The sequence below is a fragment of the Nitrospirillum iridis genome, from assembly GCF_014205765.1.
Classification (GTDB): Bacteria; Pseudomonadota; Alphaproteobacteria; order Azospirillales; family Azospirillaceae; genus Nitrospirillum; species Nitrospirillum iridis.
Window position 1 is genome coordinate 483,305 of the sequence record NZ_JACIIZ010000001.1, and the last position, 23,568, is coordinate 506,872.

Below are 23,568 nucleotides of genomic sequence, written 5' to 3' on the forward strand. Positions count from 1 at the left end.
CCGTATCCCCACTCGGACGCCGTTGGACCGCACGCGCGTTTCAGCATGGCCATTTCAACCGTCACGCAATCTCTGTACAATATGTTTCCGTATTAATGTTCCACGGGGCTGGTTCCACGCATGGCTGCCCAGCAGGGCTCAAAGGGTGCGGCGTTGCCTCAGGCGTCCATCAAGGATCGCTTCGTCGCCTGGTGGGAAGGCTATGACCTGGCGACGCTGCTCAGCCGCCGTCCGCCTGCGGACGAGGCTGACGCGGGCGATGCCGGTGGCCACCCCCGGCAGGCGTCGACGCAGTCCTCCACCGACCGTCGCACACTGAACCGCACCGGCAAGCCCCTGTGGACGGCCACCCGCGTGCAGGTGGCGGAAAAGATTTGGGGTGAGGGCTACGCCACCCCCGGCGGCAACGACCATATCCCCTCCCTGGTGAAGCCCCTGGGCCTGAACCCGGCGATGAGCGTGCTGGACCTGGCGGCCGGCCTGGGCGGGTCCACCCGCAGTATGGCCTCGCAGTTCGGCGCCTGGGTCACGGGGCTGGAGTCGAACCCCGTGTTGGCGGAGGCCGGCATGTTCCGGTCGCACAAGGCCGGCATGGCCCGCCAGGCGCCGGTGCAGGCTTACGACCCGGAAACCTTCTCCTGGCCCAAGCGCGTGGACGCGGTGTTCGCCAAGGAGGGCTTTTACACCGTCCGCAACAAGGACGGCCTGCTGGACGCGGTGGAGGCGGCGCTGAAGCCGCGGGGACATTTCCTGTTCACCGACTATGTACTGGACAAGGCCCGGGCCAGCGGCCCGGTCTTCAAGGGCTGGCTGGATCATGAGCCGGTGGAACCCCATCCCTGGACCGTGGACCAGTATGCCCAGGGGCTGCAGCAGCGCAACCTGGACATCCGCATCACCGAGGACCTGTCCGACCTGCATCGCGGCCTGATCCTGAGCGCCATCCAGGGGCTGGTGGCGCACCTGGAACAGCACAGCATGGACCATCAAACCAAGGTCGCGGTGGTGGAGGAGGTGGAGCTGTGGGCCCGCCGTGTGGCGGTGCTGGACGCGGGCATCCGGCTCTATCGTTTTTACGTCCTGAAGCCGGCGGATATCAGCTGATCACTTTTACGGCATGACTCAGGTTGACAGGCGGGGCCGCCCTTACTATTTTCCCGGCCTCGACCGTGATCCCCATCCAAGTGCCCGAGTCCAAATCATGAAGATCGTGAACTCCCTGAAGTCGATGAAGACCCGCCACAAGGCTTGCCGCGTTATTCGCCGCAAGGGTCGCGTCTACGTCATCAACAAGCAGAACCCGCGCTTCAAGGCCCGTCAGGGCTGATTTAGCGTTTTCTGCCCCTTGGCCGGTTCGCCGGCCATCGGAACCAAAAACCGCGCCTGAATGAAGGCGCGGTTTTTGTTTTGATGTTTTATGGGCTTCTCCGGCCCCGGAGATCCGCCTCGCGCATGAAAAAGCCCCGCCGGCTGCTGTCGGCGGGGCTTCTCTCGTTGGCTGGCGACTCCGGGCGGAGTCGCCAGCGTCATCCGCTTACCAGACCTTGCAGGCCTTGGCGCCGCGATTCATGGGGGCGTCGGCCTTGCAGTTGAAGGCTTTGGCGAACTCCGGATTGTTGGAGACGACGCCGTTCACCCGGTATTCGGAGAGCGCGTGGACATCGGTTTGCGCCTGGGTGCGGCGCGCCTGGTCACGCTGGTTGCTGCACCACACCTGGGCATAGCCTAGGAAGAACTTCTGCTCTTCCGTGAAGCGGCCCTCCTTCTTGGCGGGAACGCCCTTCAGGGTGGCCAGTAGGGCTTTCAGCGCGATGGCGTGGCCGCCGTTGTCGGCCAGGTTCTCCCCCAATTCGGCTTTGCCGTTCAGGTGCACGTCATCCATGGCGATGAAGCCATCGTATTCATCGACGACGCACTGGGCGCGCTGCTTGAACTTGGCAGCGTCCTGCTTGGTCCACCAGTCCTTCAGGTTACCGTTCTTGTCGAACTGCCGGCCCTGGTCGTCGAAGCCGTGTGTCATCTCATGGCCGATGACGGCACCGATGGCGCCATAGTTGATCGCGTCGTCCGCGTCGGCGAAATAAAACGGTGGCTGCAGGATGCCAGCTGGGAAGTTGATGTCATTCTCTGTCGGGTCGTAATAGGCGTTCACGGTGGGCGGGCTCATCTGCCATTCGGCCCGGTCGTGCGGCTTGCCGATTTTGGCCAGCTGGCGCGCGGTCTCGAACGCGTTGGCGCGCTGGACGTTGCCCACCAGATCGTCCTTCTTCACCTCCAGTTTGGAATAGTCGCGCCATTTGTCGGGGTAGCCGATCTTGTCGACGATGGTGTCCAGCTTCTCGTGCGCCCGCTTCTTGGTCTCCGGGCTCATCCAGTCCAGCTGGTCGATGTCGACCGAGTATGCCGCCTTCAGGTTCTTCACCATGGTTAGCATCTTGGCTTTTTGATCAGGGCCGAAGGCGGCCTTGACGTAGTACTTGCCCAGGTCTTCCCCCAGGGCATTGTCCGTCGCTGCCACGCACCGCTTCCACCGCGGCAGGTTCTGTTCCGTGCCATAGAGGGTCTTGGCATAGAATGCGAAACGCTCATCCACGAAAGCCTGGGACAGCCAGGGTGAGAAGCTGTGGGCGACATGCCAGGTGAGGTAGGCCTGAATGTCGGCGACGCTGGACGACCTGATGACGTCTCCGACGGCCTTCATGAAGTCCGGCACGGCGATGTTCAGGGTCTTGAAGGCGGGGGCGCCGGTCGCCTTGAAATAGGCGTCCCAGGCGAAATCCGGGGCCAGCTTGGCCAGTTCACCCGTGGGCTTCTTATGGTAGGTCTTTTCCGGGTCGTTACGGTCGGCGAGGTTCAGCGAGGCCTTGGCCAGGGCCGTTTCGATGCCCATGACCGCCTGCGCCTTGGCGTCGGCCGTGGTCTGGTCGTCACCCAGAAGCATGAAGGTACGGGCCACGTGGGCCACATAGGCCTTGCGCGTCTCCTCCGACTTGGCGTCATCGCGGGTGTAGAAGTCGCGTTCCGGCAGGCCGATGCCGCCCTGGTCGGCGATGGCGATGTCGCGCGTGGCGTCCTTGAAATCGGTCAACGCGCCGAAGCCGAAGAAGACGTCGGCACCCACATCATGCAGTGTGGCCACCAGCGGGGCCAACTGCTCCTTGGCGGTCAGGGCCTTGATCCGGTCCAGCAGCGACTGGATGGGCGCGGCGCCCTTGGCATTGGCGCCGGCTTCGTCCATGCAGGCCGCGTAATAGCCGCCCACGCGCTGATTGTCGGCGTTGGGATGAGCCACCACATCTTCCAGCGCCGTCTTCAGGATGGTCTGGTTGCGCTCATGCAGGGCGTTGAAACTGCCCCACCGCGACTGGTCGCTGGGGATGGGGTTGGACTTGAGCCACGGCCCGCAGGCGTACTGGTAGAAGTTCTGACAGGGGTCGACCGACTCGTCGACCTGCGGCAGGGCCGCTTCCGTGGCAGACGCCTTGTCGGCAGGCCTGCTCTCTGCGGCCGTCGCCGCGAAGGGCAGGGCCACCAGGGCTGTCGCCAGGGCGATGGGGGCCGCGCGATTCAGGATCCCCGCGATCGGTTTGCTCATGTGGGGTGCTCCACCTTTTGTCGTCATGTTTTTGGAAATGCGATGGGGCGCCGGCATCATGCCGGCGCCCCGACTCGGATGGGCCTCACCAGACGCGGCAGGCCTTTTCGCCGGCCACCATCTTGTCGGTGGGTTTGCAGTTAAAGGCCTCCGCGAACTCCTTCATGTTCGACAGGGTGCCGTTGACGCGGAATTCACCCAGGGAGTGCGGGTCGGTCTGGGCCTGCAGGCGCCGGTATTCGGGCCGCGCCTCGCCGCACCAGACCTGGGCGAAGCCGTAGAAGAAGCGCTGGGCCGCCGTCAGGCCGCCGATCTTCTCCTCCTTCTTCGGCCCCAGCCGTTCCAGCAGCGCGCGATAGGCCACCCGGATGCCGCCGTTGTCGGCGGTGTTCTCGCCCAGCTTCAGCTTGCCGTTCTCCTTCACGTCACCATCGGCGACATAGCCGCCGTACTGGTCGACCAGGCATTGGGCGCGGGTCTTGAACCTGTCCGCGTCCTCGGCGGTCCACCAATCCTTCAGGTTGCCGTCGCCGTCGAACTTGCGGCCCTGGTCGTCGAAGCCATGGGTGATCTCATGGCCGATGACCACGCCGATGGCGCCGTAGTTCACGGCATCGTCGGCCGCGTCGTTGAAGAAGGGCGGCTGCAGGATGCCGGCGGGGAAGTTGATGTCGTTATGGGCGGAGGAATAATAGGCGTTGACCGTGGGCGGGGTCATGGACCACTCGCCCTTGTCCACCGGCTTGCCGATCTTGGCCATGTCGTAGCGGAACTCGAATCGCTCGGCCCGCAGCGCGTTGCCCAAGGCGTCGGTGCGGCTGACGGTCAGGGTGCCGTAGTCGCGCCACTTGTCGGGATAGCCGATCTTGGCGGTGAAGGCGTCCAGCTTGGCGTGGGCCTTGGCCTGGGTCTCCGGGCTCATCCACGTGAGGGTGGGGAAGGTCTGATCCAGCGACTTACGGATGTCGGCCACCATCTGCAGCATCCGAGCCTTCTTCTCCGGCCCGAAGGCGCGGGCGACGAAGTACTTGCCGAGATCCTCGCCCAGCGCGTTGTCGGTGGCGGACACGCACCGCTTCCAGCGTGGCTTCATCTCCTGGGCGCCGCGCAGGGTGCGCTCATAGAAATTGAAGTTCTCCTGCACGAAGGCGTCGGGCAGCCAGGTGGCGTAGGCGCTCAGCGTGCGCCAGGTCAGATAGGTCTTGATGTCGTCCAGGCTCAGGCGGTGGATCAGCTCATTCTCCCGCTTCATGAAGTCGGGGTTGCTGACGTTGAGCGAGGCCGGCGGGGTCAGCCCGGCGGCGTGGACGTAGGCCTTCCAGTCGATCGCCGGGTCCAGATCCCGCAGTTCGGCGAAGGTCTTGAGGTGGTAGCGGTTCTCCGGCTCGCGCATCGTGGTGCGGTCCATGGAGGCGTCGGCCAGCTGCGTTTCGACGCGCATGACCGTCTGGGCCTTGGTCGCCGCCGCCGCCGCCGGCACGCCCGCCAGTTCCAGCATCTTCTGGATGTGGGTGACGTAGGCCGCGCGCTGCTGCTTGGACTTCTCGTCATCGCGGAAATAATAGGGCTTGTCCGGCAGGCCCAGGCCACCCTGGTAGACGCCGGTGATGACCTGGGTGGCGTCCTTGAAGTCCTGCTGCTGGCCCACACGGTGGAAGGCGTTGACGCCCGACATGTGCAGGTCGATCAGCAGGCTGGTCAGGCCCTTCTTGCTCTTCAGGCCGTTGATCCGGGTCAGCACGGGCTGCAATGGCGCCAGGCCCCGCACCTCGATGCCCTTCTCGTCCATGCACGCGGCGTAGAAGTCGGCCACGCGCTGGCTCTCCGGCGTCGGATGGGCGGCCAGCTTGTCCAACTCGTCATGCAGCAGGGCCAGGTTGTCGTCGGCCAGCTTGTTGAAGCTGCCCCAGCGCGGCTGGTCGGCCGGGATGGGGTTGCGCTTGTTCCATACGTTGCAGGCGTGCAGGAAGAAGTTCTCGCAAGGGCTGACGTCGTTGTCGACCACCGGCAGGCCGGGGGCGGGGGGCGTGGTCGCTGGCGCCGGAGTCGCGGCGGGTGCCGGCGGCGGGGGCGCCGTGGTCCCGGTGGATTGGCAGCCGGCCAGGCCGGCGGCGATCAAGGTGGCCAGTGCGGCCGATGCGGTAAGGCTGCGTACCCCGGACATGATGACCATCATCTGTTGTTGTCGTTATGTGCCCGGGCGGTCCGCCTTTTGGGACGGCCCCGCTGCCCACGGTCGCCGCCTGAAACCTTCCGGGATCACCATCACCTTTCCCTGAAAATTTCATCCAGGCGAAATGATTTGATGGCCGCGACAGTACCATAGGGCCGGCGACGTCAGGAAAGCGCCTTGTGTAACCGCTCTGTAACCGGGGCCGCATCCGGCGGCAGCAGCCGCGCCAGATTGTCGCGCAGGCCTTGGGGGGCGGCCGGCGCGTCGGGCCAATCCCGGGCCAGGTCCTCCAGCGCCGCGAGGTACAGCCGCTCGGCCTCCAGCTCCGCCGCCTTCACCGCTTGCCGCAAGGCGTCGGCGGGCAGGGCCTTGAGGGCGCGGCGAACCTGGCGCAGGGGGGCGATGATGGGCTCGCGCCAGTGATGGGCGAGGCCCCGCGCCGCCGCCATGTCGTCCTGGGTCAGCGTCCGGCCCCGTGCCGCCGCCCAGGCCCCCCAAAGCAGCAGGGGCACGTCGGCGCCGTGCGCGTCCTGTGCCTCCAGACAGACCTCCGCGACGCCCGGCCGGGCGTAGACGGCCAGGGCGTAGGGCCATAGGCCAGGGGCCTCAGGCAACGGGCTCGCCGACATAGATGCCCAGGCCGCGGGCGGTGCGCACCAGGGTGCCGTCCACCTCCACCGCCGCATAGGCCTTGATGGCGTCGGCGATGGGCACGTCGATGACCTTGCGGTTGGACCAGGCGACCATGCGGTCGTACCGCCCTTGCGCGATCAGGTCCACGGCATGGACGCCGAAGGCCGATGCGATCAGCCGGTCGCGCGCGTTGGGGGAGCCGCCGCGCTGCACATGGCCCAGGACGGTGACACGGGTTTCGGCCCCCGTCGCCTCCGCGATCAGGTGGCCCAGATAGCCGCCGATGCCGCCATAGCGTTTCTGCCCGTCGGTGAATTCCTGGCGCGCCTTGCCGCCGCCGGGCAGGGCCGCCGCCTCCGACACCACCACCAGGGCGAAGTTGCGGCCCTGGGCGCGAATCTGGCGGATGCGGTTGGCCACGCCCTCCACCGTCCAGGGGATTTCCGGCAGCAGGATGACGTCCGCCCCACCGGCGATGCCGGCGGCCAGGGCGATGTGGCCGGCATCGCGCCCCATGACCTCCAGCACCATGACGCGGGCGTGGCTGGCGGCCGTCGGCTGCAGGCGATCCAGCGCCTCCGTCGCCACGGCGACGGCGGTGTCATAGCCCACCGACACTTCGGTCAGGCCCAGATCGTTATCGATGGTCTTGGGAATGCCCACCAGGTTCAGGCCGCCCTGCTGCGCCAGGTGGCGCAGGATGGCCAGGCTGCCGTCACCGCCGATGCCGATCAGCGCGTCCAGGCCCAGTTCCTTGTAGCCGTTGATGATCTCCTCGGATCGGTCCTTCTTGCCGCCGTCCGGCATGGGATAGGCGAAGGGGTCGCCCTTGTTGGTGGTGCCCAGCACCGTGCCGCCCTGGCGCAAGATGTTGCCGTCCAGCTGACCCGGCAGCAGCGCGCGGTGGCGGACGGGCCGATCCAGCAGGCCATGGGTCCCTTCCTCGATGCCCAGCACCTGCCAGCCATAGGTGGTGACCGCCCGATGGACCACGGCGCGGATGACCGCGTTCAGGCCGGCGCAATCGCCGCCGCTGGTCAGGATGCCGATACGCTTGCCGCCGCCCATGCCGTCACTCATCATCAGGTGTCCCGCCCACCGAAGCCATCCGCGAGACCTGAGTTTGCGGAAAACCGGACCTGCCCGCAATCGCCGAACGCCATGCCGAAAGGCAGCACCCCTGCCGCCGGATTTCTGGTATAGAACGCCGGTGATCGAGACCAGTGAACGCTAAAAGGCACGGATGACTGAACAACACACCCTGAAGGAGAAGCTGGCGACGCTTCGGGTGGAGCATCGTGACCTCGATGACATCATCACCCGCCTGACGGGACAGTTTCCGGTGGACCAGCTGCAGATTCAGCGTCTGAAGAAGCGCAAGCTGCTGCTCAAGGACTTGATCGCCCGCCTGGAAAGCCAGTTGCTGCCCGACATCATCGCTTGATGTCGGTTGATGGCGCCCGGGGCATCCGCCCGGGCGTGGCCGTCATGCGGTGCCGGCGCTTGCGAAGGCGCCGCCCCCTCCTATAATCCGGCGCTTCCTTTAGAGCGGGGGGAGCATCACCGGTGAGCCAGCATCCTGAAAACGCGCCGTTAGTCGGCATCATCATGGGCAGCCAGTCCGACTGGGCCACCATGCGCCATGGCGCCGCCGTGCTGGAGGCGCTGGATGTCCCGTTCGAGACGCGCATCGTCTCCGCCCACCGCACCCCGCATCGTCTGGTCGACTACGCCACCACCGCCCGTGATCGCGGGCTGAAGGTCATCGTCGCCGGCGCCGGCGGTGCCGCCCATCTCCCGGGCATGGCGGCCGCCATGACGCCGCTGCCGGTGTTCGGCGTGCCGGTGGAAAGCCACGCGTTGAAGGGCATGGACAGCCTGCTGTCCATCGCCCAGATGCCGGGCGGCATCCCCGTGGGCACGCTGGCCATCGGCAAGGCCGGCGCCATCAACGCCGCCCTGCTGGCCGCCGCCGTGCTGGCCCTGAACGACAAGCGCCTGGCCGACGCGCTGGATGCCTGGCGCGCCGCCCAGACCGCCCGCGTGGCCCTGGAACCCCAGGACGAGGCATGAGCGCCCAGGCGATCACGGTCGTTCCGCCCGGTTCGACCATCGGCATGCTGGGCAACGGCCAGTTGGGCCGCATGACGGCGCTGGCCGCCGCCAACCTGGGGTATCGCACCCACGCCTACGGGCCGGACGGGGACAGCCCCTGCGCCCAGGTGGCATCGGTGGAAACCCGGGCCGCCTTTGACGACTGGACCGCGCTGGAGGCCTTCGCCCGGTCGGTCGACGTGGTGACGCTGGAGTGGGAGAACATTCCCACCGCCACCATCGATTTCCTGGCCGCCCGTGTGCCCACCTTCCCGGGATCCGGTGTCCTGGCGGTGGCCCAGGACCGGCTGGAGGAGAAGCGCTTCGCCAACAGCCTTGGCATCGGCACCGCGCCCTTCCGCGCCGTGACCGACGTGGCGTCCCTGCGGGCCGCCGTGGCGGAGCTGGGCACGCCGTCCATCCTCAAATCCACCCGCATGGGCTATGACGGCAAGGGGCAGGTGCGGCTGAACGCCGATACCGATTTGGCCGCCGCGTGGCGCGCGCTGGGCACCACCGACGCCGTGCTGGAAGGCTTCGTACCCTTCGCCTGCGAGGTGTCGGTGATCGTCGCCCGGCGGGCGGACGGCGTCATGGCCGCCTTCCCGGTGGTGGAGAATCGCCACGCCAAGGGCATCCTGGATGAGACGTTGGTGCCGGCGGCGGTGACGCCGGCCGTCGCGGCGGAGGCGGGGCGCATCGCCCAGGCCCTGACCGAGGCGCTGGACGTGGTGGGCCTGCTGGCGGTGGAGATGTTCGTGACCGCCGAGGGCCGGGTGCTGGTCAACGAGGTGGCGCCGCGGCCTCACAATTCCGGCCACTGGACCATGGATTTCTGCGTCACCAGCCAGTTCGAACAGCTGGTGCGTGCCGTCTGCGGCCTGCCGTTCGGCGCCACCGATATCCTGGCGCCGTGCATGATGAAGAACCTGATCGGCGATGATGTCGACCAGTGGCACGCCCTGCTGGCTGAACCGGGCGCCCACCTGCACCTCTATGGCAAGGCGGAGGCGCGCCCCGGTCGCAAGATGGGGCATGTGAACCGCCCCCGTTGAGGCGGCTGGTGTTTCCTGGGGTGCCCGCTCCCGCGACCCGGGGTCGCGGGGGCATGGCTCGGCCTATGGGGCGCCGGGTCTATAGCCGGCTGCTTTTGATCGGAAGCACAGCCGGCTCTCGCTGAGGCTGTCCGCGAGCAGCTTGACGCCCAAAGGCGAGTTCGCCTCTGGGCGATCTTCTCTAGTCCTCGCCGTCGCCCGGCTCCAGCCGTTTGCCGTCCATGTCCGCCGTCTGGCGGTCCTGCTGCTGCTGGTCGGCCGTGCGTTCGGCCTTGGTGCGGCCGTGGATGACGCGGTTTTCCGCGGCTTTCACCGCCCGCTCCTCCTTGGCCTTTTGCTTACGGAACCGGTTCAGGTTGACGACGTCGCCCACGGCTGTCTTTCCCCTCGTCGCTCGTCCCAGCGGACCTGAAGCCGGCGCACCCGTGATGGGCCGCCGGATGCCTTCTCGTCCAAGTCACTAACCTAACCTTAACCCAGGATCTGCATTGTTCAAGACGGGTTTGTTCGGCCAGGCCTAACGGGGTATGAAATGCCCGGTGCGACGGGTGGCATTTGATCGATAAACCCAGGCAGTTGTTAACCATGTTGGCTTCGGCGGTCCGGCGAATTCTGTGCTTCGCCTTGGATGCCGGGCCGCTTTTATTCGAGGGCTAGGGCGGTATGGACGGTTCTGGGGACGGTGTGGCCAGGCGGCGGCGGCGGGCGACACCGGTGTCGCCCGCGCCGGCGGCAAGCCCGGGTGACACGGCGCCGGCGCGGCGCACCGTCAACCTGGCGCTGCAGGGCGGCGGCTCGCATGGCGCCTTCACCTGGGGTGTGCTGGACCGCCTGCTGGAGGATGGCCGCCTGGATGTCGAGGGCATCAGCGGCACCAGCGCCGGCGCCGTCAACGGCGCCCTGCTGGCCTATGGCCTGCTGACCGGCGGGCCGGAGGCGGCGCGGGCGCTTCTGCACCGGCTGTGGCGACGCATGGCCAAAAGCTCCGCCGCCGGCCCCTTGCAGCCCACCTGGCTGGACTGGATGACGGGCGGGGCTGCCCGCCGCAACCTGGACCATTCACCGGTTTACGCCGGCCTGGACCTGATGGTTCGCCTGATGTCGCCCTATCAGTTCAACCCGCTGGGCCTGAACCCCATGCGCGATGTGCTGGATGGGCTGGTCGATTTCGAGGTGCTGCGCCGCTCGGATGCCGTGCGGCTGTTCGTCAGCGCCACCAACGTCAACCGCGGCCAGCTGCGGGTGTTCAAGGGCCAGGACCTGTCCATGGATGCCCTGCTGGCGTCGGCCTGTGTGCCCATCCTGTTCCAGGCGGTGGAGATCGACGGGGAACCGTACTGGGACGGCGGCTACATGGGCAATCCCACCCTGCACCCCCTGCTGCATGAGTGCCGGGCCACCGATATCCTGGTGGTGCAGGTCACCCCCCTGCAGCGGCCGGCCGTGCCCACGGCGCCCAGCGCCATCGTCGACCGCATGAGCGAGATCGGCTTCAACGCCACCTTGCTGCGTGAGCTGAAGTCGCTGGAGTTGATCAACCGCCTCTGTGCCGACCATGGCATCGATCCGGCGGAGGCCGGCGTCCGGCCCGTCTTCCTGCACGTGGTGGAACCGGGCACGGGCATGGCCGATCTGGGCGTCTCCAGCAAACTGAACGCCGATTGGGGTTTCCTGACCGAACTGCGCGACATGGGCCGGGCGGCGGCGGCCGAGTGGCTGGACCGCTGCTACGATCAGGTGGGCCGCGAAAGCAGCTTCGCCGCCGCGCGGGCGGTCATCTGAAAACGAAATCCCTTTCAAGGCCCGTTCCCCCGCGCCTGCTGTCCTTTGGGAGGGCAGGGACGGTTGAGGCTTGGCCTCCGGTCCCGACCCGCTAGGATGGATGCAGGCTGTTGATCTGGCTCATGGCCCCCCGCCGGGGGGCCTGCCACGATGGGCGGCACTGATAAAAGCGGGGCCCTTTGGCGGCCACCGGGGAGGGATAAGCGGATGAGCGGACGCTACGCGGAAGTCTACAACCGGTCCTTGGCGGATCCCGAGGGCTTTTGGGGGGACGCGGCCCGGGCCATCGACTGGATCCATTCCTGGGACCAAGTGTTGGATGATAGCCGCGCGCCCCTGTTCCGCTGGTTTTCCGGCGGCCAGCTGAACACCTGCTGGAACGCCCTGGATCGCCACGTGGCCGCCGGGCGGGGCGAGCAGGTGGCGCTGATCCACGACAGCCCCGTCACCGGCACCGTCACCAAGTACACCTACCGCGAACTGCTGGACCTGACGGCGCGCTTCGCCGGCCTGCTGGCGGCGCAGGGCGTGGTGAAGGGCGACCGGGTCATCCTCTACATGCCCATGGTGGCGGAGGCAGCCATCGCCATGCTGGCCTGCGCCCGCCTGGGCGCCATCCATTCCGTCGTCTTCGGCGGCTTCGCCCCGCGGGAATTGGCCACCCGCCTGGATGACGCCCGGCCCAAGGTGGTGGTCTCCGCCTCCTGCGGCATCGAGGGCGCGCGGGTCATCCCCTACAAGCCCTTGCTGGACGCCGCCATCGCGCAGGCGACGCACAAGCCCGACCGCTGCATCATCCTGCAACGCCCGCAGGAACCGGCGACCCTGATACCGGGCCGCGACATCGACTGGACCGAGATCGAGGGGGCGCCGCCGCACGCCTGCGTGCCCGTGGCGGCCACCGACCCGCTCTACATCCTCTACACCTCCGGCACCACGGGCCAGCCGAAGGGCGTGGTCCGTGACAACGGCGGCCACGCCGTGGCCCTGAAATGGACCATGGAGCATTTCTATGGCCTGCGCCCGGGGGAGGTGTTCTGGGCCGCCAGCGACGTGGGCTGGGTGGTGGGGCACAGCTATATCGTCTATGGGCCGCTGCTGCATGGCGCCACCACGGTGCTGTACGAGGGCAAGCCCGTGGGCACGCCTGACGCCAGCGCCTATTGGCGGGTGATCAGCCAGCACAAGGTGGCCATGCTGTTCACGGCCCCCACGGCCTTCCGCGCCATCAAGCGCGAGGACCCGGAGGGACTGCTGATCAAGAACTTCGACCTTGCGTCCTTGCGCCAGCTGTACCTGGCCGGCGAGCGGTCGGACAGCGACACGCTGCGCTGGGCCGAAACCCACCTGAAGGTACCCGTCATCGACAATTGGTGGCAGACGGAAACCGGTTGGCCGGTGGCGGGCAATCCGATGGGACTGGGCCTGATGCCGGTCAAGCACGGTTCCGTTTGCCGGCCGCTGCCGGGGTGGGATGTGCGGGTGCTGGACGGGCAGGGGCATGAGGTGCCGGCCGGCACGCTGGGCGCCGTCACCGTGCGGCTGCCGTTGCCGCCCGGCGCCCTGCCCACGCTGTGGAACGCGGAGGAGCGTTTCATCCGCAGCTACCTGTCCGAATATCCCGGCTTCTACCAGACCTCGGACGCCGGCTACGTGGATGAGGACGGCTATCTCTTCATCATGGCGCGCACCGACGACATCATCAACGTCGCCGGCCACCGCCTGTCCACCGGCGCCATGGAGGAGGTGCTGGCCGGTCATCCCGATGTGGCGGAGTGCGCCGTGATCGGCGTGCATGACGCGCTGAAGGGCCAGTTGCCCCTGGGCTTCCTGGTGCTGAAGGCCGGCGTCGCCCGTCCGCACGAGACCATCGTGGCCGAGGTGGTGCAGCGGGTGAGGGAGGTGATCGGCCCGGTGGCGGCCTTCCGTCAGGCGCTGGTGGTCGACCGCCTGCCCAAGACGCGGTCCGGTAAAATATTGCGGGCAACCATGCAAAAGATTGCGGACCACGAGGCCTGGGCCATGCCCGCCACCATTGACGACCCGGTGATTCTAGAGGAGATCGGGACCGCCCTGGCGGCTGCGGGATTCGGTGGAAAATCCCTTCCAGATCAATGACCTGCCATAGCGCACCTGCCGCTTCGGGGTACCTCGCATGTGGCAAAATTGTGACGGTGCGTTGACCGATCTGCGGCCCTTATTGCCAAAGTGGGTTGACTGGCCCGCGTGCCCTGCATACCGTCTGCCTCGAAGTTTGGTACGGGTTGAACGGGCGGGCAAAATCAGGCAGCTGGAAAACCAGCGCCGCTGGGAATGTGAAAGGGCCGCAGCGCAATAGCTGCGGCCCTTTCCGTTTTAGTCTCTGTCAAACGGCCAAGGAGGCAGGCCCGGGCGGATCGCCACCCGGGCCGCCGTCACCCTCAGTTCGTGGTCTGGCTGGCCGGCAACGCGGTCGAGCCCTTGCCGAGGTTGGCGATGGGGATGTGCTTCGGCTTGGCCGTCTCGGGCACCTCACGCACCAGGTCGATATGCAGCAGGCCATTCTCCAGCGCCGCGCCGGTCACCCGGATGTGTTCGGCCAACTGGAAGCGCCGTTCGAAGGCGCGGGCGGCGATGCCGCGGTGCAGATACTGTGTCTCCTGCGCCTGATCGTCCTTGCGGGACTTGCCAATGACCGTCAGCGCGTTTTCCTGCGCCACGATGTCGATCTCTTCCTGGCTGAAGCCCGCCACCGCCATGGTGATGCGATAATCGTCATCGCCCCGCTTCTCGATGTTGTAGGGCGGGTAGGCCGTGCCCTGGTCCTCGGTCTTCAGCGCCGACTCCATCAAGCGGGTCAGGCGGTCGAAACCGACGGTGGAACGGAACAGGGGCGAAAGGTCATAGGTACGCATGATAATCCTCCGATAGAGCGATCACCCCGTCCCTCGGGCGCCATGCTGGCCGTCCCTGCGGTTGGGGTCTCATGCCGGCTCCAGGAACCCCTTCAGGGCATTCCCGCCGACGCGATTGCATTTGTGAACGCGCCGGCCGGATTTCAATAGGGGGGCGGATTTGTGGAAATCGCGAAAGGATAGATGCCGCTCCGGCCCTGCTTCTTTCCAAAGATTTAAGCCTTTGGTGGCACCCTCAAGCGTCACCTCCTGTGACCAGAAGGTGATCCCGGGGTCGCGCATGTTGCGGCCCGGGCCATTTCGATCTTACAGTTCCAAGACCGTGGCCGGGGTACGCCCATGGGATCACCCCTTGTGGCATCCCTCACAAGGTTTCCTGGGGTAGGCCCGGAGAAAGGGACGTCGTTGCTCGAGTCCAATGCCTTCTTCGACCGGACGTACGAGGAGACGATGGCCCTCCTGGTTGAGGCACGTAACTACGTGGCCTTCCAGGAAGCCAAAGACCAGCGGGGGCTGCCGCCCCAGGTTCGTCTGCAGATCAGCTACGAATCGCTCCGCGTCACCAGTCGCCTGACCCAGGTGATGGCCTGGTTGCTGGCCCTGAAGGCGCTCCATGCCCATGAACTGACGGCCGAGCAAGTGTTGGGTGAGCAGTTCGCGCTCTCCGGCGGGACCATCTGCAGCGACCCATCCGGCCCTGACAACAGCGAGTTGCCGTCCGGCTTGCGCTCCCTGCTGCAGCGCAGCCATAGCCTCTACATGCGCGCCGAGCGCCTGGAAGACCAGTACCGGCGCGCCGTGGCCTGACGCGCCTTGATCCGGCCCCCTGATTTCCCGCGCAGTCCTGCAGTACGTCCTGCGGAACCACGCGGACAGCAAAAAAGAGCGCCCCGGTTGGGACGCCCTTTTTTGAAAGCTCAACGGCGTGCGGCCAGGGCCGCCCGCGGCTTACTTCAGGCCCAGGCCCGAGAAGCGGCGGTTGAACTTGGCGATCTGGCCGCCGGTGTCGACCAGCTTCTGCACGCCCGTCCAAGCCGGGTGCGACTTCGGGTCGATGTCCAGGCGCAGCGTGTCGCCGGCCTTGCCCATGGTGCTCCGGGTCTTGAACGAGGTGCCGTCGGTCATCACGACGGTGATCTCATGGTAATCCGGGTGAATGTCAGCTTTCATGATCGCCCAAGTCCCAAAACAAATCTCGAAACGCGAAGCCGGGCTTATAGCCAAAACGGGCCCCGGGATCAACACCCGATCTCAAGCGTTCAGCGTGCCCAGACGGCACACCCACGCATGGCTTGATGGCATGCGGGCCGATTTCAGGGGCGAAAGTCGCCTTGGCCCTGGTTGCCCGACGGCGCTTGAGGCATTACCTAAGCCATCAGGCGGGCGGGGGCAAACCTTTCAATGAAGGGACGGCCGCTGCCGCGCCCAGGTTTGACAGATTGGAATCTTGCCGGTGACCGACGTCCCCCCGACCGCCGCGGCCTCAGCGCCTCCCGGCCGTAAGTCTTTGCGGCCCCTGGCCTTTCTGATGCCCTTCGTCCGGCCCTACATCTGGCACTCGGTGGGGGCGGGTATCGCGCTCATGGTGGCCGCGGCCACCACCATCGGCATGGGCCGGGGCCTGCAGGCCGTGGTGGACCAGGGCTTCGTCACCAGCAACCCGCAGCTGCTGGACCATGCGCTGCTGGCCATGCTGGGTGTCATCCTGGTGCTGGCGGGATCGACCTATGTGCGCTTCTCCCTGGTGTCCTGGGTGGGGGAACGGGTGGTGGCGGACATCCGCCGCGCGGTTTTCGACCATTTGGTGACCCTGTCGCCCAGCTTCTTCGAATCGACCCGCACGGGTGAGGTGCTGTCGCGCCTAACCACCGACACCACCCTGTTGCAGACGGTGGTGGGCTCCACCGTTTCCATCGCGCTGCGCAACTCCCTGATGCTGATGGGCGGCCTGATCATGCTGGCGGTCACCAGCGCCAAGCTCACGGCCCTGGTGCTGATCGTGGTGCCGCTGGTGGTGCTGCCCATCGTCATCCTGGGGCGGTCCTTGCGCAAACTCAGCAAGGCCAGCCAGGATCGCGTGGCCGACGTGGGTGCGCAGGTTGACGAGACGCTGGGCGGCATCCGCATCGTCCAGGCCTTCGGCCATGAGGCGATCGAGACGGCGCGCTTCGGCAGCCGGGTGGAGGATGCCTTCGACACCGCCGTGCGCCGCATCCGCGTGCGGGCGCTGATGGCGATGATCATCATCTCCCTGGTCATGGGGGCCATCGGGGTCATCCTGTGGATCGGTGGGCATGACGTGCTGGCCGGCCGCATCTCCGCCGGCCAGTTGTCGGCCTTCATCTTCTATTCCGTTCTGGTGGCCGGGTCCGTGGGCGCCATCTCCGAAGTGACCGGGGAGTTGCAGCGCGCCGCCGGCGCCATGGAACGGCTGGTGGATTTGCTGGACACCCGGCCTGACATCGTGGCCCCGGCCAACCCCGTGCCGCTGCCCACCCCGCCCATCGGCACCGTGGCGTTCGAGGGCGTGCGTTTCCACTATTCCGCACGGCCGGATCACGCCGCGCTGGAAGGTCTGGACCTGACGGTGGCGCCGGGTGAGACGGTCGCCATCGTCGGACCCAGCGGTGCCGGCAAGACCACCCTGTTCCAGCTGCTGCTGCGCTTCTACGACCCCCAGGCCGGCCGCGTGCTGGTGGATGGCGTGGACGTGCGCACCGCCGACCCGGCCGACGTGCGCGCCCGCTTGGGGATCGTCCCGCAGGAGGCGGTGATCTTCTCCACCAACGCGTGGGAGAACATCCGCTACGGCCGCCCCACGGCCACGGATGAGGAGGTGCGCGCCGCCGCCAGTGCCGCCCATGCCCTGGACTTCCTGGAGGCGCTGCCCGAGGGGTTGGGCACCTACCTGGGTGAGAAGGGCGTGCGCCTGTCCGGTGGCCAGCGCCAGCGCATCGCCATCGCCCGCGCCATCCTGCGCAACCCGAAAATCCTGCTGCTGGATGAGGCGACGTCGGCGCTGGACGCGGAAAGCGAGCGCGCGGTGCAGAAGGCGTTGGAAACGCTGATGAAGGATCGCACCACCCTGATCATCGCCCACCGCCTGGCCACCGTGCTGAACGCCGACCGCATCATCGTCCTGGACAAGGGCGAGATCGTCGCCAGCGGCCGGCACGAGGACCTGATCCGCCAGGGCGGCCTCTACGCCCGCCTGGCGGCCCTGCAGTTCGATGCGGCGAGGAGCATTGGGGACGCGGCGGAGTAGGTGGGGCGCCTCAAGGACTTTGATTTATAGCACCATGAACTATAGTTTATAGCGCTATAGGGTGACGGTGTGCGGATCTTCAAGACCAAGGGGGTGACGCGATTTACCCGCCGCGAGCGGATCGCCGATGCGAGTTTGAAGGAGGCGGTCGACCGAGCCGAGCGCGGGATCATCGACGCCGACTTGGGTGGTGGCCTCATCAAACAGCGTGTCGCCCGGCCGGGCCAAGGCAGGTCTGGATGATTTCGGATGATCGTGGCCTATCGGGCCGCCGGCCGTGCCATCTTCTTGTACGGGTTCGCCAAGAATGACCGCGAGAACATTGAGGACGATGAACTGCAGGCTCTTCGCATCATCGGCGCAAATTGGCTTGCGGCCACGGCCGAAAGGGTTGCGCAGGCCATGGAAGATGGGGATTTGAAGGAGATCGTCGATGACGACCAGGAAACCTAGCCGATTGACCGAAGAGATTTTGGAGATGGCTGCCGGTCAGCATCGTCTTGGAATCATGGACGACGCCACGTATCGCAAGATCACCGTGCGGCATCTCGGGGTGGGAACCCTGCCGTCGGCCGAGCCGATTTCGGGTGAGGAAGTCAAGGCGATGCGCGAACGGGCGCATCTCAGTCAAGCCGCGCTTGCCAGGTACTTGAACTTGACCACGGGTTATGTCTCACAACTAGAACGCGGCACAAAGCAGGCCAAGGGGGCGGCCCTCGTGCTGCTGAATGTCATCCGCCGCAAGGGGATAGACGCCCTTCTGTGAATTCAGTGCGCCCCGCCTTCATCACCGCTAATCGTCCGGCCACCGTGCTTAACGCTGACCGCATCATATTCCTCGACAAGGAGGAGATCGTCGCCAGCGGCGGCACGAGGACCTGATCCGCCAGGGGGCGGCCTCTACGCTCGCCTGGCGGCGCCGCCGTTCGACGAAACCAAGGGGAAGGGGCGAGGTGATGAAAGGACCAGTAGATCATATGAATATTGCTGCGATTGCTCGATTGCCTATTGATTTTGAATGTATTCTGTATCAGGTAATCCATTGCGTTCTTGATGGTGAGGGGCGATATGAATATAGGCCGTGGCCTCTTTAGATGCTGGTTGTCATTGTCATGTTTATGGATGGCTTTGGTAATTGCCTTTAATTATGACGATTTTCGCGGCACCCCCCTCATGAATAATATAGCAAATGCATTATGCAGATACGAATCGGTCTTGTGTGAGCTATGGGGTGCGGATTCGGATAAATCAAAGTCTTCAGTAGGCGCAATTTCCGTTCTGGGGCCGGATGGAAGAATATTAGAATTTCCTCCAGAAATGACGGAGCGCGAAGTCACTGTTGTATTGAGGCGCTTGTATTCTTTGAGCAATGATAATTCTAGAATATTTAATATCATTGCAGTTATTGTTTCTATTCCAATTATATTCGGATTAATAATGGCAATGGCTTATTGGACGACGAGAGGATTCATGGGTAAATCCAGCGATAAGCGCGAATAAAATCACGGTAACGCCATTTCTACTCAGTGCGCCCCACCCTCCAAATACGCCGCGCGCACCTGCTCGTTGGCCAGCAGTTCCCGGCCTGATCCCGTCAGCACCACCTCGCCGGACGCCAGCACATAGGCGCGGTGGGCCAGCTTCAGCGCGTGATAGGCGTTCTGCTCCACCAGCAGGATGGTCATGCCGCGCTCCCGGTTCAGCTGTTCGATGACCTGGAAGATCTGGCGGATGATGAGCGGGGCGAGGCCCAGCGAGGGTTCGTCCAGCAGCAGCATGCGCGGCCGGCTCATCAATGCGCGGGAGATGGCCAGCATCTGCTGCTCTCCGCCCGACAGGGTGCCGGCGCGCTGGGCCTGGCGCGTCTCCAGGATGGGGAACAGGGCGTAGCAGGTGGCCAGATCCTCGGCGAAATGGGCGGGGTCGGCCAGGGTGGCGCCCAGCTGCAGGTTCTCCAGCACCGTCATGCGCGGGAAGATGCGCCGCCCCTCTGGCACCTGGGCGATGCCCTGGGTGGCGATCAGGTGCGGGGGCATGCCCACCAGGCTGCGGTCCTGGAACAGGATCTGGCCCTGCGACGGCTGCGGATTGCCGCAGATGGTCATCAGCAGGGTGGATTTGCCGGCGCCATTGGCGCCGATGAGGGTGACGATCTCCCCCTCGTTCACCGTGACGTTGACGCCGCGCAGCGCATGCACGGGGCCGTAGCTGGCGTGAAGGTCGGACAGTTGCAGCAGCGGGCCGGCCATCACGGGCTCTCCGTGCCGGTGGTCGCCTCATCGGCGTCGGGCTCGCCCAGATAGGCCTTGATCACCCCTTCGTCATTGCGGATCTCGGCCGGGGTGCCGGCGGCGATGCGGGCGCCATGGTCGACGACGAAGATGCGGTCGGAGATGTCCATGACCAGGCCCATATCATGTTCGATCAGCAGGATGCCGATGCCGTGCTCGACACGGATGCCGACCAGCAGTTCGGCCAGCGCCCGGGTCTCGCGCGGGTTCAGGCCGGCGGCGGGCTCATCCAGGCACAGCAGCAGGGGGTTGGTGCTCATGGCGCGGGCGATCTCCACCCGGCGCTGCATGCCGTAGGAGAGATTGCCCGCCGCCTCATCCGCCACGGCCAGCAGATCCAGCCGGCGCAGCCAGTCGCGGGCGGTTTCCACCGCCGCGTCCTCCGCCGCGCGCCAGCCCTTGAGGTTCAGCAGGCCGGCGAAGGAGAAGGCGGACTGGGGCATCAGCGCCTGGTGCTGGGCCACCAGCAGGTTTTCCAGCACCGTCATGCTGGGGAACAGGCGGATGTTCTGGAAGGTGCGCACCACGCCGGTGCGGGCGACGCCGAAGCCCTTCAGTTTCTGCAGTTCGATGGGGCCCCGGACCGGGTGGCGCAGCAGCAGGCGCCCGGCGGTGGGTTTGTAAAAGCCGGTCAGGCAATTGAAGATGGTGGTCTTGCCGGCACCATTGGGGCCGATCAACGCGGTGATGCGGTTGCGCTCCGCCGTCAGGTCGACATGGTCCACGGCCAGCAGGCCGCCGAAGCGCATGGTCAGGCCCTGCACGTCCAGAAGGGGCTCCGTACTCATCAGGAGGTGGCCTCCGCCATGGATTTGGCTTTGCGGGCGGACAGGGTGATCGTGGGCGTGCGGCCGGACAGCAGGCCGCCGGGCTTCCAGATCATGATCAGGATCATGGCGAGGCCAAAGGCCAGCATGCGGTAGTCGGCGAAGCTGCGCGCCAGTTCCGGCAGCACGACGATGAACAAGGCGGCGATGATGACGCCGGCCTGGCTGCCCATGCCGCCCAGCACGACGATGGCCAGGATGGTGGCCGATTCCATGAAGCCGAAACTTTCCGGGCTGACGAAGCCCTGGCGCGCCGCGAAGACGCACCCGGCCAGGCCGCCCATCAGGGCGCCGGTGGCATAGGCCGAAACCTTCACCATGGTGGGGTTGATGCCCAGGGAGCGGCAGGCGATCTCATCCTCACGCAGCGCTTCCCATGCCCGGCCGATGGGCAGGCGGCGCAGGCGGCCGACCGTGTAGGCCGCCAACGCGGTCAGCGCCAGGATGACCAGGTAGAGGAAGATCAGCCGTTGTTCCGGCGCATAGGCGATGCCCGTCATCTCGGCGAAGGTGTGGCCGCCCTCGGGCGCCCGCCGGTCGAAGGTCAGGCCGAACAGGGTGGGCCGGGCGATGCCGGAGACTCCGTTGGGCCCGCCCGTCAAACTCTGCCAGTTCAGGATGACGATGCGGGTGATCTCCCCGAAGCCGAGGGTGACGATGGCGAGATAGTCACCGCGCAGCCGCAGGATGGGCAAGGACAGCAGCACGGCGAACAGGCTGCTGGCCAGGCCGCCTGCCGCCAGGGCCGGCCAGAAGCCCCAGTGCAACTGGGTCGTGGTCAGGGCGCAGGTGTAGGCGCCGATGGCGTAGAAGGCGGCGAAGCCCAAATCCAGCAGGCCCGCCAGGCCGACGGTGATGTTCAGGCCGGTCGCCAGCAGGATATAGATCAGCGCCGTTGTGCCCAGGTCGATGACATAGCGGTTGGCGAAGGGCAGGAAGGGCAGGACGGCGGCGGCCAGGATCAGGAGCGGCCCGCCATAGGGCCGCAGGCGCTGGGCGCCGGCCGGCGGCTTCAGGCCGGCCAGCGGGGCGACGGCACGGCGCAAGGGGGCCGCCAGCAGACCCAGGACCAGGCGGCCCAGGAAGACGACCAGTCCGGCCAGCGGCACATAGCGCAGGTTGGCCTGCACCACTAGGCCCTGGTCCAGGTTGACGGTGCGCAGGCCCAGGAAGGGGATGGCCAGGGCCATCGCGATCGCCGCGGCGATGCCGGCCTCGCGCAGGTTGCGGGCGAACGGGATGGAAGGGGACGCGGGTGCGGCCATGACCTCACACCTTCTCGATGTCAGGACGGCCCAGCAGGCCCGAGGGGCGGACCACCAGCACCAGGATCAGGATGGAGAACGCCGCCACGTCCTTGTAGGCGCTGGAGACGTAGCCGGAGAAGAAGGCCTCGATCAGGCCGATCAGCAATCCCCCCAGCATGGCGCCGGGCAGGCTGCCGATGCCGCCCAGCACGGCGGCGGTGAAGGCCTTCATACCCGCCAGGAAGCCGATGTAGAAATCAATGACGCCGTAATAGAGCGTGACCATGACGCCGGCGACCGCCGCCAGGCCGGCGCCCAGCACGAAGGTCAGCGAGATGGTGCGGTCGACGTTGATGCCCAGCAGGGCCGCCATGGTCCGGTCCTGCTCGCACGCCCGCTGGGCGCGGCCCAGCGCCGTACGATTGATGACCAGGGTGAAGCCCGTCATCAGCGCCACCGTCAGCAGGATGATGAACAGCTGGATGTTGGTCACGCCCAGGCTGAAATCGCCGTCACGCCACAGGGTGATGCCGCCCGTCATGACCGGGGGCAGCGACTTCGACCGCGCGCCCTGGGTCAGCATGACGAAGTTCTGCAGCACGATGGACATGCCGATGGCGGAGATGAAGGGCGCCAGCTTGGGCGCCGTGCGCAGCGGGCGATAGGCCACGCGCTCGATGGACCAGCCGTAGACGGCGGTGAAGCCGCAGGAGACGGCCAGGACGATCACCAGGGCCAGCGGCACCGAGGTCACGCCGGCGCCCAGCAGCAGGGTGAAGGTGGTGACGGCGATGAAGGCGCCGATCATGTAAATCTCGCCATGGGCGAAATTGATCATGCGGATGATGCCGTACACCATGGTGTAGCCGATGGCGATCAGTCCATAGATGGCGCCCAGGGTCAGGCCGTTGATCAGATGCTGTAGGAATGTGCCGACTGCCAGCGTGAAACCCATTGCCGCCTTAACCGCCCCCATCGATGGCCGCCCGGCGTGCTGTGGGCCGGTTCCGGCACCGGACAAGGTGCGGTCCGCCATGCCGGGGCCAGCGGCGACCTTACCCTTAGAGCCAGGGGGCGGCAAGGCGGGGCCAGGGTCGACGGGTGAAAATGCCGCTGGCGCAACATTTTTTCACGGGCGGACGCTGGGGTGGGCGGACGGCTTATGCGGCCAAGCGCTTGTAGAGCAGGGTGGTGGCCAGGGGCGTACCATCGACATGGATGGCGTAGCCCGGGATGTCGCCCACGGTCTGGAACCCGACGGAGCGATAGAGCGCCCGGCCCTCGTCGCTGCCCGTGTCCAGCAGCAGCAGGGTGCGCCCCTCCGCCCGTGCCACCGCCTCCACCGCTGTCATCAGCGCCCGGCCGATGCCGCGCTGACGGGCCTCGGGATGGACCAGCATCTTCGCCACCTCCGCCCGGTGGCGGCCGTTGGGCGGGCCGGCCAGCAGCAGCTGGACCGTGCCGACCAGCCGTTCGCCCAGCCAGGCGCCCAGCAGCCGGCGCCCGCCCGTCTCCAGGCCGGGCTTCAGCCCCTGCCAGAAGGCGATGGCCTCCGTTTCGGCGAAGGGCAGGATGAAGCCGACGCTGGCCCCGCCCAGGACGCAGGCGTGCAGGATGCCGCTGAGCGCTGGGGTGAGGGCGTCCAGGTCGGCGGCGGGGATTTCGCGGATGGCCAGGGTGGTCATGGGTTTCTCGGTGTGCGGCTCTCAGGG

23 protein-coding genes and 1 pseudogene are annotated in these 23,568 nt (G+C 66.4%); 12 read left to right on the forward strand and 12 right to left on the reverse strand.

Going from position 1 to position 23,568, the window contains the following annotated elements:
• The first annotated feature begins 153 nt into the window (after positions 1 to 153).
• Together FHS74_RS02085 and ykgO are read left to right on the forward strand one after the other, a co-directional pair.
• Positions 154 to 1,104 carry a methyltransferase domain-containing protein gene (locus tag FHS74_RS02085; RefSeq protein ID WP_246462851.1) on the forward strand — a complete coding sequence of 317 codons (951 nt, stop codon included), beginning with the start codon at positions 154 to 156 and terminating at the stop codon, positions 1,102 to 1,104.
• Positions 1,105 to 1,201: 97 nt separating this feature from the next.
• Complete coding sequence (gene ykgO / locus FHS74_RS02090; protein ID WP_012973122.1) at positions 1,202 to 1,327, forward strand: type B 50S ribosomal protein L36; 126 nt, start codon at positions 1,202 to 1,204, stop codon at positions 1,325 to 1,327.
• Between the two features lie 207 nt (positions 1,328 to 1,534).
• On the opposite strand, the gene FHS74_RS02095 is transcribed toward ykgO, so the two are convergent.
• From FHS74_RS02095 to FHS74_RS02110, 4 genes are all read right to left on the reverse strand, one after another.
• Entirely contained in the window at positions 1,535 to 3,595 is a 2,061-nt protein-coding gene (locus FHS74_RS02095; RefSeq protein WP_246462852.1) for a M13 family metallopeptidase, read from the reverse strand.
• Between the two features lie 85 nt (positions 3,596 to 3,680).
• Positions 3,681 to 5,759, reverse strand: coding sequence for a M13 family metallopeptidase (locus FHS74_RS02100; RefSeq protein WP_246462853.1), 2,079 nt, complete (start codon positions 5,757 to 5,759; stop codon positions 3,681 to 3,683).
• Positions 5,760 to 5,932: 173 nt separating this feature from the next.
• Positions 5,933 to 6,382, reverse strand: a complete 450-nt coding sequence (locus FHS74_RS02105; protein ID WP_211106034.1) for a TIGR02444 family protein — start codon at positions 6,380 to 6,382, stop codon at positions 5,933 to 5,935.
• A complete protein-coding gene (locus tag FHS74_RS02110) occupies positions 6,375 to 7,481 on the reverse strand; it encodes an ATP-dependent 6-phosphofructokinase (RefSeq protein WP_425491248.1) in 1,107 nt (368 codons plus the stop codon). Before FHS74_RS02110 ends, FHS74_RS02105 begins: the two co-directional genes overlap by 8 nt.
• Positions 7,482 to 7,644: 163 nt before the next feature.
• Between FHS74_RS02110 and FHS74_RS02115 the strand changes: the two genes are divergently transcribed.
• The 3 genes from FHS74_RS02115 (at position 7,645) to FHS74_RS02125 (ending at position 9,550) form a co-directional block, all read left to right on the forward strand.
• Positions 7,645 to 7,845, forward strand: a complete 201-nt coding sequence (locus FHS74_RS02115; protein ID WP_184796993.1) for a YdcH family protein — start codon at positions 7,645 to 7,647, stop codon at positions 7,843 to 7,845.
• A 164-nt stretch (positions 7,846 to 8,009) separates the two neighbouring features.
• On the forward strand, positions 8,010 to 8,474 hold the full coding sequence (purE, locus tag FHS74_RS02120; protein ID WP_184797328.1) for a 5-(carboxyamino)imidazole ribonucleotide mutase: 465 nt from the start codon (positions 8,010 to 8,012) through the stop codon (positions 8,472 to 8,474).
• The gene (locus tag FHS74_RS02125) at positions 8,471 to 9,550 is read left to right on the forward strand and encodes a 5-(carboxyamino)imidazole ribonucleotide synthase (protein ID WP_184796995.1); all 1,080 of its coding nucleotides are present in this window, start codon (positions 8,471 to 8,473) and stop codon (positions 9,548 to 9,550) included. Before purE ends, FHS74_RS02125 begins: the two co-directional genes overlap by 4 nt.
• Positions 9,551 to 9,731: 181 nt before the next feature.
• On the opposite strand, the gene FHS74_RS02130 is transcribed toward FHS74_RS02125, so the two are convergent.
• Complete coding sequence (locus FHS74_RS02130) at positions 9,732 to 9,923, reverse strand: DUF4169 family protein (RefSeq protein ID WP_184796997.1); 192 nt, start codon at positions 9,921 to 9,923, stop codon at positions 9,732 to 9,734.
• A gap of 290 nt (positions 9,924 to 10,213) precedes the next feature.
• On the opposite strand from FHS74_RS02130, the gene FHS74_RS02135 reads away from it, so the two are divergent.
• Both FHS74_RS02135 and FHS74_RS02140 read left to right on the forward strand, forming a co-directional pair.
• Entirely contained in the window at positions 10,214 to 11,332 is a 1,119-nt protein-coding gene (locus FHS74_RS02135; RefSeq protein WP_184796999.1) for a patatin-like phospholipase family protein, read from the forward strand.
• Positions 11,333 to 11,539: 207 nt separating this feature from the next.
• On the forward strand, positions 11,540 to 13,450 hold the full coding sequence (locus FHS74_RS02140; RefSeq protein ID WP_184797001.1) for a propionyl-CoA synthetase: 1,911 nt from the start codon (positions 11,540 to 11,542) through the stop codon (positions 13,448 to 13,450).
• Between the two features lie 302 nt (positions 13,451 to 13,752).
• Here FHS74_RS02140 and FHS74_RS02145 read toward each other — a convergent pair whose 3' ends face one another.
• Positions 13,753 to 14,226 (reverse strand): Hsp20 family protein, encoded by a 474-nt coding sequence (locus tag FHS74_RS02145; RefSeq protein WP_184797002.1) that lies wholly within the window; start codon positions 14,224 to 14,226, stop codon positions 13,753 to 13,755.
• A gap of 354 nt (positions 14,227 to 14,580) precedes the next feature.
• Here FHS74_RS02145 and FHS74_RS02150 point away from each other — a divergent pair, with 354 nt between their 5' ends.
• A complete protein-coding gene (locus FHS74_RS02150; protein ID WP_343066844.1) occupies positions 14,581 to 15,033 on the forward strand; it encodes a DUF1465 family protein in 453 nt (150 codons plus the stop codon).
• A gap of 141 nt (positions 15,034 to 15,174) precedes the next feature.
• Here FHS74_RS02150 and rpmE read toward each other — a convergent pair whose 3' ends face one another.
• Positions 15,175 to 15,396 carry a 50S ribosomal protein L31 gene (gene rpmE / locus FHS74_RS02155; protein WP_040848326.1) on the reverse strand — a complete coding sequence of 74 codons (222 nt, stop codon included), beginning with the start codon at positions 15,394 to 15,396 and terminating at the stop codon, positions 15,175 to 15,177.
• A 283-nt stretch (positions 15,397 to 15,679) separates the two neighbouring features.
• Here rpmE and FHS74_RS02160 point away from each other — a divergent pair, with 283 nt between their 5' ends.
• The 4 genes and pseudogenes from FHS74_RS02160 to FHS74_RS02175 all read left to right on the forward strand — a co-directional run bounded on the left by FHS74_RS02160 (position 15,680) and on the right by FHS74_RS02175 (position 18,991).
• Positions 15,680 to 17,491, forward strand: a complete 1,812-nt coding sequence (locus tag FHS74_RS02160; protein ID WP_184797006.1) for an ABC transporter transmembrane domain-containing protein — start codon at positions 15,680 to 15,682, stop codon at positions 17,489 to 17,491.
• A 69-nt stretch (positions 17,492 to 17,560) separates the two neighbouring features.
• A pseudogene (locus FHS74_RS02165) lies at positions 17,561 to 17,944 on the forward strand (type II toxin-antitoxin system RelE/ParE family toxin).
• A 4-nt stretch (positions 17,945 to 17,948) separates the two neighbouring features.
• Positions 17,949 to 18,257, forward strand: coding sequence for a helix-turn-helix domain-containing protein (locus FHS74_RS02170; protein ID WP_246462856.1), 309 nt, complete (start codon positions 17,949 to 17,951; stop codon positions 18,255 to 18,257).
• A gap of 356 nt (positions 18,258 to 18,613) precedes the next feature.
• Positions 18,614 to 18,991 carry a hypothetical protein gene (locus tag FHS74_RS02175; RefSeq protein WP_184797010.1) on the forward strand — a complete coding sequence of 126 codons (378 nt, stop codon included), beginning with the start codon at positions 18,614 to 18,616 and terminating at the stop codon, positions 18,989 to 18,991.
• Between the two features lie 23 nt (positions 18,992 to 19,014).
• Here FHS74_RS02175 and FHS74_RS02180 read toward each other — a convergent pair whose 3' ends face one another.
• The 5 genes from FHS74_RS02180 to FHS74_RS02200 all read right to left on the reverse strand — a co-directional run bounded on the left by FHS74_RS02180 (position 19,015) and on the right by FHS74_RS02200 (position 23,541).
• The gene (locus tag FHS74_RS02180; RefSeq protein ID WP_184797012.1) at positions 19,015 to 19,740 is read right to left on the reverse strand and encodes an ABC transporter ATP-binding protein; all 726 of its coding nucleotides are present in this window, start codon (positions 19,738 to 19,740) and stop codon (positions 19,015 to 19,017) included.
• The gene (livG, locus tag FHS74_RS02185) at positions 19,740 to 20,570 is read right to left on the reverse strand and encodes a high-affinity branched-chain amino acid ABC transporter ATP-binding protein LivG (protein WP_184797014.1); all 831 of its coding nucleotides are present in this window, start codon (positions 20,568 to 20,570) and stop codon (positions 19,740 to 19,742) included. The genes FHS74_RS02180 and livG overlap by 1 nt, the downstream gene beginning before the upstream one ends.
• Entirely contained in the window at positions 20,570 to 21,874 is a 1,305-nt protein-coding gene (livM, locus tag FHS74_RS02190; RefSeq protein WP_184797016.1) for a high-affinity branched-chain amino acid ABC transporter permease LivM, read from the reverse strand. The genes livG and livM overlap by 1 nt, the downstream gene beginning before the upstream one ends.
• A 4-nt stretch (positions 21,875 to 21,878) precedes the next feature.
• On the reverse strand, positions 21,879 to 22,811 hold the full coding sequence (locus tag FHS74_RS02195) for an ABC transporter permease subunit (RefSeq protein ID WP_184797018.1): 933 nt from the start codon (positions 22,809 to 22,811) through the stop codon (positions 21,879 to 21,881).
• A 205-nt stretch (positions 22,812 to 23,016) separates the two neighbouring features.
• Positions 23,017 to 23,541 (reverse strand): GNAT family N-acetyltransferase, encoded by a 525-nt coding sequence (locus tag FHS74_RS02200; protein ID WP_184797020.1) that lies wholly within the window; start codon positions 23,539 to 23,541, stop codon positions 23,017 to 23,019.
• Positions 23,542 to 23,568 lie beyond the last annotated feature (27 nt).

Bases quoted from the DNA above. Each gene is read 5' to 3' on its own strand.
- ykgO (WP_012973122.1), top strand. From the start codon at position 1,202: ATGAAGATCGTGAACTCCCTGAAGTCGATGAAGACCCGCCACAAGGCT.
- FHS74_RS02095 (WP_246462852.1), bottom strand. From the start codon at position 3,595: ATGAGCAAACCGATCGCGGGGATCCTGAATCGCGCGGCCCCCATCGCC.
- FHS74_RS02100 (WP_246462853.1), bottom strand. From the start codon at position 5,759: ATGTCCGGGGTACGCAGCCTTACCGCATCGGCCGCACTGGCCACCTTG.
- FHS74_RS02110 (WP_425491248.1), bottom strand. From the start codon at position 7,481: ATGAGTGACGGCATGGGCGGCGGCAAGCGTATCGGCATCCTGACCAGC.
- FHS74_RS02115 (WP_184796993.1), top strand. From the start codon at position 7,645: ATGACTGAACAACACACCCTGAAGGAGAAGCTGGCGACGCTTCGGGTG.
- purE (WP_184797328.1), top strand. From the start codon at position 8,010: ATGGGCAGCCAGTCCGACTGGGCCACCATGCGCCATGGCGCCGCCGTG.
- FHS74_RS02125 (WP_184796995.1), top strand. From the start codon at position 8,471: ATGAGCGCCCAGGCGATCACGGTCGTTCCGCCCGGTTCGACCATCGGC.
- FHS74_RS02135 (WP_184796999.1), top strand. From the start codon at position 10,214: ATGGACGGTTCTGGGGACGGTGTGGCCAGGCGGCGGCGGCGGGCGACA.
- FHS74_RS02140 (WP_184797001.1), top strand. From the start codon at position 11,540: ATGAGCGGACGCTACGCGGAAGTCTACAACCGGTCCTTGGCGGATCCC.
- FHS74_RS02145 (WP_184797002.1), bottom strand. From the start codon at position 14,226: ATGCGTACCTATGACCTTTCGCCCCTGTTCCGTTCCACCGTCGGTTTC.
- rpmE (WP_040848326.1), bottom strand. From the start codon at position 15,396: ATGAAAGCTGACATTCACCCGGATTACCATGAGATCACCGTCGTGATG.
- FHS74_RS02175 (WP_184797010.1), top strand. From the start codon at position 18,614: ATGGCTTTGGTAATTGCCTTTAATTATGACGATTTTCGCGGCACCCCC.
- FHS74_RS02180 (WP_184797012.1), bottom strand. From the start codon at position 19,740: ATGGCCGGCCCGCTGCTGCAACTGTCCGACCTTCACGCCAGCTACGGC.
- livG (WP_184797014.1), bottom strand. From the start codon at position 20,570: ATGAGTACGGAGCCCCTTCTGGACGTGCAGGGCCTGACCATGCGCTTC.
- livM (WP_184797016.1), bottom strand. From the start codon at position 21,874: ATGGCCGCACCCGCGTCCCCTTCCATCCCGTTCGCCCGCAACCTGCGC.
- FHS74_RS02195 (WP_184797018.1), bottom strand. From the start codon at position 22,811: ATGGGTTTCACGCTGGCAGTCGGCACATTCCTACAGCATCTGATCAAC.
- FHS74_RS02200 (WP_184797020.1), bottom strand. From the start codon at position 23,541: ATGACCACCCTGGCCATCCGCGAAATCCCCGCCGCCGACCTGGACGCC.